A 5438-nucleotide genomic window follows, 5' to 3' on the forward strand; every position below is an offset into this window, starting at 1 on the left:
CGCCGTCCTGGTTTAAAGTTAATCCACTATATTATTTTTAACGGCAAGATTATGAGTACCGAAACCAAAAACTACATCACGCCCGTCGGTTGGCAGGCGTTGAAAGACGAGCTGTATCAACTGGTCAATAAAGAGCGTCCCGAAATCGTCCAAATCGTCAACTGGGCGGCAAGCAACGGCGACCGCAGCGAAAACGGCGACTATCTTTACGGCAAACGCCGTATGCGCGAAATCGACCGCCGCATCCGATTCCTGACCAAGCGTTTGGAAGCCGCCGTCGTCGTCGATCCCGAATTGCGCGAAGCGACCGACCAAGTGTTTTTCGGCGCAACCGTCGGATTGTTGCGCGGCGACGGGCGCGAGCAAACCGTTAAAATCGTCGGCGTCGATGAAATCGATACCGCGCAAAACAAAATTTCTTGGATTTCGCCGTTGGCGCGTTGTTTGATTAAAGCGAGGGAAGGGGACGAAGTCGTCTTGAATACACCGGAAGGGCGCGAAGAGATTGAAATTTTGTCGGTGGAATACATACGGATTGATTGAGCGGCAGCCAGTGTCATGCCGTATTTGTTGTGATGAAAAGGTCGTCTGAAAACATCAGGGTTTTCAGACGACCTTTTGTTTGAAGCCGCCACTTCGCAAACTGACCTGTCCGCTGGATGTAATAATCTTTCTTTTGAGCCAAAGCAAGGCGGCGCGACCTCATTTTAGGTTTAATACACTATTGTTTTTTATCCGATAAGACCGTAAACCGGCATCCCCCGACACTGCCCTACCGCGACAGTTTTGCCGTCTTTCAAAAGCGGCGTTCCCACCTCAATCCACTTTAAGGAAAATCATGGCTTCGCGCGATTTATACCCACAGGAAATTTTACAGGTCGTCCTCGATAAAAGCTGTGCCAAGGCACAATCCAGCGTTTCCACGCTGGCGGTTTTGAGCGTTTTGGCAGGCGGATACATCGGCTTCGGTTATCTGGCTTATTTGAAAGTGGTCAGCGGCATTCCGCACGAATGGGGCGGCTTGGCGACTTTGCTCGGCGCGGCAATGTTTCCCATCGCCTTGATCTGCATCCTGCTCGGCGGCGGCGAGCTGGTAACGAGCAATATGATGATTATGTCTTTGGGGCGTTTGGCAGGGCGGATTTCCACAAAAATGCTGCTGCGCAACTGGGTCGTCGTGTGTCTGGGCAATTTGGCGGGAACGCTGGCGATGGCGTTTTTCCTCGGACACTATGTCGGCATGACTGAAGGCAGCGTGGCAGAAAAAACGATTGCGGTGGCGGAAGCCAAAGTCCATATGGATTTCGGCAGGGCTTTCGTCTCGGCGGTCGCGTGTAACTGGATGGTGTGTATGGGCGCATGGCTGCACTTTGCCGCCAAACATACGGCAGGGCGGATGTTGGCGATTTGGTTTCCTGTGATGATTTTCGTGTTAAACGGTTTCCAACACCTTGTCGCCAATATGTTCGTCATCCCCGCCGGTATTTTGGCGGGCGCAGACATCACATGGGGGCAGTTTTTCTTCAACATGATTCCCGTGTTTTTAGGCAATGTCTTCGGCGGCGCATCGTTTGTCGGCGCGTCGTACCTTTATACTTATAAAGATACGCTGAAAGATTGCGCCGAATAATCTGCCTTTGAGCATACAAAACCTGCTTCAAAAAGCAGGTTTTGCCGTTTCAGACGACCCCCGAGCCGATTTTCGACACAGTCCGTCTGATATAATGCCGCCTCAAAATAATCAGATACATGAAACACATGACTCAAGCCTCCCTCCCGCCCCGCCGCCTTTCCGTCGCCCCCATGCTCGACTGGACGGACCGCCACTACCGCTACCTCGCCCGCCAGATTACCCGCAACACATGGCTTTACAGCGAAATGGTCAATTCCGGCGCCATCGTCTATGGCGACAAAGACCGCTTTTTGATGTTCAACGAAGGCGAGCAGCCGGTCGCCCTGCAACTGGGCGGCAGTGACCCGTCCGATTTGGCGAAAGCAGCCAAAGCCGCCGAAGAATACGGCTACAACGAGGTCAATCTCAACTGCGGCTGCCCCAGCCCGCGCGTGCAAAAAGGCTCGTTCGGCGCGTGTCTGATGAACGAAGTCATGCTGGTTGCCGACTGCCTCAACGCCATGCAGGACGCAGTAGGCATCCCCGTTACCGTTAAACACCGCATCGGCGTCGACAGGCAGACCGAATACCAAACCGTCGCCGATTTCGTCGGCACGCTGCGCGACAAAACCGCCTGCAAAACCTTCATCGTCCACGCCCGCAACGCATGGCTGGACGGACTCTCCCCCAAAGAAAACCGCGACGTTCCGCCGTTGAAATACGATTACGTTTACCGCCTCAAGCAAGAGTTTCCCGAGCTGGAAATCATCATCAACGGCGGCATCACCACCAACGAAGCAATCGCCGGACACCTGCAACACGTTGACGGCGTAATGGTCGGACGCGAGGCGTACCACAACCCGATGGTCATGCACGAATGGGACAGGCTGTTTTACGGCGATACCCGCAGCCCGATTGAATACGCCGATTTGGTGCAGCGCCTCTACACATACAGCCAAGCCCAAATCCAAGCCGGACGCGGCACAATCTTGCGCCACATCGTCCGCCACAGCCTCGGGCTGATGCACGGCCTGAAAAACGCCCGCACTTGGCGGCGTATGCTTTCCGATGCGACGCTGTTGAAAGACAACGACGGCAGCCTGATTCTCGACGCGTGGAAAGAGGTCGAGCGGGCGAACGTATGGGAACATCGCGGATAAGTTGATTTTCGATTGCCGCTGTCCGGCAGCTGAAAATCGGTTCTCCGCCGCAAAAAAACAAAGGTCGTCTGAAAACGGAACAGGTTTTTAGAAGACCTCTCTTTATCCCATATGACACAATCGGCCCAGTCTATTATAGTGGATTAACTTTAAATCAGGACAAGGCGACGAAGCCGCACAGTACAGACAGTACAGCAAGGCAAGGCAACGCCGTACTGGTTTAAAGTTAAGCCACTATAAAATCCCCGTTTCAGACGACCTTTAAAGAAAGAACAATATGTATCACGCATTCGGCGGCGCGGCAGGCGTACGCAACCTGACCGACCGCTTTTACGACTTGATGGAACTCGAGCCGCAATACCGCGCCCTGCGACAAATGCACGGCGAAGACATGACGCTGATTCGCGAAAAACTCTACGAATTTTTCAGCGGCTGGCTCGGCGGCCCGCCCTTGTTCGAGCAGAAATACGGCCATCCCATGCTGCGCGCGCGGCACATGCCTTTTGCCGTGAATATGCAAGTACGCGACGAATGGGTCGCCTGCTTCGCCCAAGCCATGAATGAATTGGAAATCGGCAAAGACCTCGCCGAACCCGTCCTTATCCGCATTTTTGCGATGGCGGACTGGATGCGCAACCAAAACGAAGAAGGCGTAGAACCGCCTATGCCGCCGATGGCGGTCGATCCCGAAATCCGCATTCCTGAGCTGAAAAACGTCTTAAAGCAATACGGTGTGGACGGTTATTTCCCAACCTTCCCGGCTTGAGGTCGTCTGAAAAAGACGAATCCCTTCCCGTTTTCCCTGTTTGATAAAAGGGCTGCTGTTGTAAAGTGGCAGCCGTTTGTACTCAATCAATAGTGGAGAATCCCAATACGATATTTCTGCCGGTAACAGTCAGGTAAAGTAGCAAAATAGCATTTTAAATGCAGTAAGGATAGAATCACGGCATTTTCAGACGACCTCGACCGTCGTCTGAAAATGCCGTGATTTTTTATGGAACATACATCAGGGAAGTTTGAAATGAACACATGGTTGAAAAAAATGATGGTTGCTTTGCTGGCTTTGGGTATAGGGCAGGCAGCTTGGGCGGATGATGTACCGAATTTAAAGAAAATAGTGCAAAGGGCGGAAGCGGGAGAGGCGGATGTTCAAGTTGTTTTGGGTTCGATGTATTTGAGAGGGATAGGCGTTCGTCAGAGTGATCAAGAGGCGGTGCGATGGTATCGCAAAGCGGCAGAACAGGGACAGGCAGAAGCCCAATATAATTTGTGTATGATGTATTACGTAGGACAAGGTGTTAATCAAGACCATGAAAAGGCAATGGAATGGTGCCGCTCTGCAGCAGATAAAGGTTATCTCCCCGCCCAAAATAATCTGGGCATGATGTATGGTGTTCTTAAAAACTACGTAGAAGCAACGAAGTGGCTTCAGAAAGCAGCAGAGCAGGGGAGCGTAAATGCTCAAAAAAATCTGGGGTTGATGTATGAACAAGGACAAGGTGTCCGTCAAAATTATGAAGAGGCGGCGCGATGGTATAGCAAGGCAGCAGAGCAGGGAGATGCAAATGCCCAATTTATTTTAGGTGTGATGTATGCCAATGGGCGGGGAGTTCGTCAGAGTTATCAAGAGGCTGAACGATGGTATCGTAAGGCAGCAGAACAGGGGTTTGCGACAGCCCAATATCATTTGGGTGTGATGTATGCCAATGGGCGGGGCGTCCGTCAAAACTATGAAGAGGCGGCGCAATGGTATCGCAAGGCAGCGGAACAGGGTGATGTAGACGCTCAAAATAATTTGGGCGCGCTATATGACGAAGGACAGGGCGTTCGCCAAGACTCTACAGAGGCAGTGCGGTGGTATCGCAAGGCAGCAGAACGGGGGTATGTAGTTGCCCAAAATAATTTGGGCGTGGCGTATAGTGAAGGGCAAGGTGTTCGCCAAGATTATCCAGAAGCGTTGCGGTGGTATCGTAAGGCAGCAGAAGACGGGTTCTCGCCAGCCCAACATAATTTAGGTGAGATGTATTATGAAGGAAAAGGCGTACACCAAAACTATACAGAGGCGTTGCAATGGTATCTCAAGGCAGCAGAACAGGGGTTCTCACCAGCTCAAAATAGGTTGGGTGAGATGTATGAAGAAGGGCAAGGCGTCCCCAAAAATCCAAAAGTTGCCAAAGAATGGCACAAGAAGGCTTGTGATAATGGATTCCAAGATGGTTGCAATGACTACCGACAGTTGAATAACGAAGGACATTAAATCTTTCCCAAAGGTCGTCTGAAACACATAACATAGACAAACCCAAAAATATTCTGGATAAAAAAGGATTTTAAGATGAACACCTTATTGAAAAAAATGATGGTTGCTTTGCTGGCTGTGGGCATAGGGCAAGCAGCTTGGGCGGATAGTGTGCCGGATTTTAAGGAAACGTTTCAAGCTGCAGAACAAGGATTTGCAGCTGCCCAATATAATTTGGGTCTGATGTATGCCAATGGGCAAGGAGTCCATCAAGACGATGCACAGGCGGTGCGGTGGTATCGCAAGGCGGCAGAACAAGGGTATGCTCAAGCTCAATATAATTTGGGTGTGAGGTACGACAATGGGCGAGGAGTTCGTCAGGACTATACACAGGCAGTGCAGTGGTATCGCAAGGCGGCAGAACAAGGAT

Annotated in this window: 6 protein-coding genes; all 6 read left to right on the top strand. The window is 51.4% G+C overall.

Translation table 11 applies throughout. The annotated features are described in order from the left end of the window. Positions 1-51 precede the first annotated feature (51 nt). Positions 52-543 carry a transcription elongation factor GreB gene (greB, locus tag HMPREF2726_RS10480; protein ID WP_003779860.1) on the top strand — a complete coding sequence of 164 codons (492 nt, stop codon included), beginning with the start codon at positions 52-54 and terminating at the stop codon, positions 541-543. Positions 544-838: 295 nt separating this feature from the next. Further along, positions 839-1630 carry a formate/nitrite transporter family protein gene (locus HMPREF2726_RS10485; protein ID WP_009312747.1) on the top strand — a complete coding sequence of 264 codons (792 nt, stop codon included), beginning with the start codon at positions 839-841 and terminating at the stop codon, positions 1628-1630. 119 nt (positions 1631-1749) lie between these two features. Next, positions 1750-2772, top strand: coding sequence for a tRNA dihydrouridine(20/20a) synthase DusA (gene dusA / locus HMPREF2726_RS10490; RefSeq protein ID WP_009312748.1), 1023 nt, complete (start codon positions 1750-1752; stop codon positions 2770-2772). Between the two features lie 277 nt (positions 2773-3049). Continuing rightward, positions 3050-3538: a group II truncated hemoglobin gene (locus HMPREF2726_RS10495; protein ID WP_070603317.1), complete on the top strand. Its 489-nt coding sequence runs from the start codon at positions 3050-3052 to the stop codon at positions 3536-3538. A 255-nt stretch (positions 3539-3793) separates the two neighbouring features. Further along, positions 3794-5029 (top strand): SEL1-like repeat protein, encoded by a 1236-nt coding sequence (locus tag HMPREF2726_RS10500; RefSeq protein ID WP_246827889.1) that lies wholly within the window; start codon positions 3794-3796, stop codon positions 5027-5029. A 75-nt stretch (positions 5030-5104) separates the two neighbouring features. After that, positions 5105-5438: tetratricopeptide repeat protein (locus HMPREF2726_RS10505; protein WP_148132514.1), on the top strand; the 334-nt coding region annotated here is incomplete at its 3' end.

The sequence above is a fragment of the Neisseria sp. HMSC074B07 genome, assembly GCF_001810355.1.
Lineage (GTDB): Bacteria > Pseudomonadota > Gammaproteobacteria > Burkholderiales > Neisseriaceae > Neisseria.

What these genes read in the sequence shown, in the direction of transcription:
- greB (WP_003779860.1), top strand. Translation starts at nt 52, where the DNA reads ATGAGTACCGAAACCAAAAACTACATCACGCCCGTCGGTTGGCAGGCG.
- HMPREF2726_RS10485 (WP_009312747.1), top strand. Translation starts at nt 839, where the DNA reads ATGGCTTCGCGCGATTTATACCCACAGGAAATTTTACAGGTCGTCCTC.
- dusA (WP_009312748.1), top strand. Translation starts at nt 1,750, where the DNA reads ATGAAACACATGACTCAAGCCTCCCTCCCGCCCCGCCGCCTTTCCGTC.
- HMPREF2726_RS10495 (WP_070603317.1), top strand. Translation starts at nt 3,050, where the DNA reads ATGTATCACGCATTCGGCGGCGCGGCAGGCGTACGCAACCTGACCGAC.
- HMPREF2726_RS10500 (WP_246827889.1), top strand. Translation starts at nt 3,794, where the DNA reads ATGAACACATGGTTGAAAAAAATGATGGTTGCTTTGCTGGCTTTGGGT.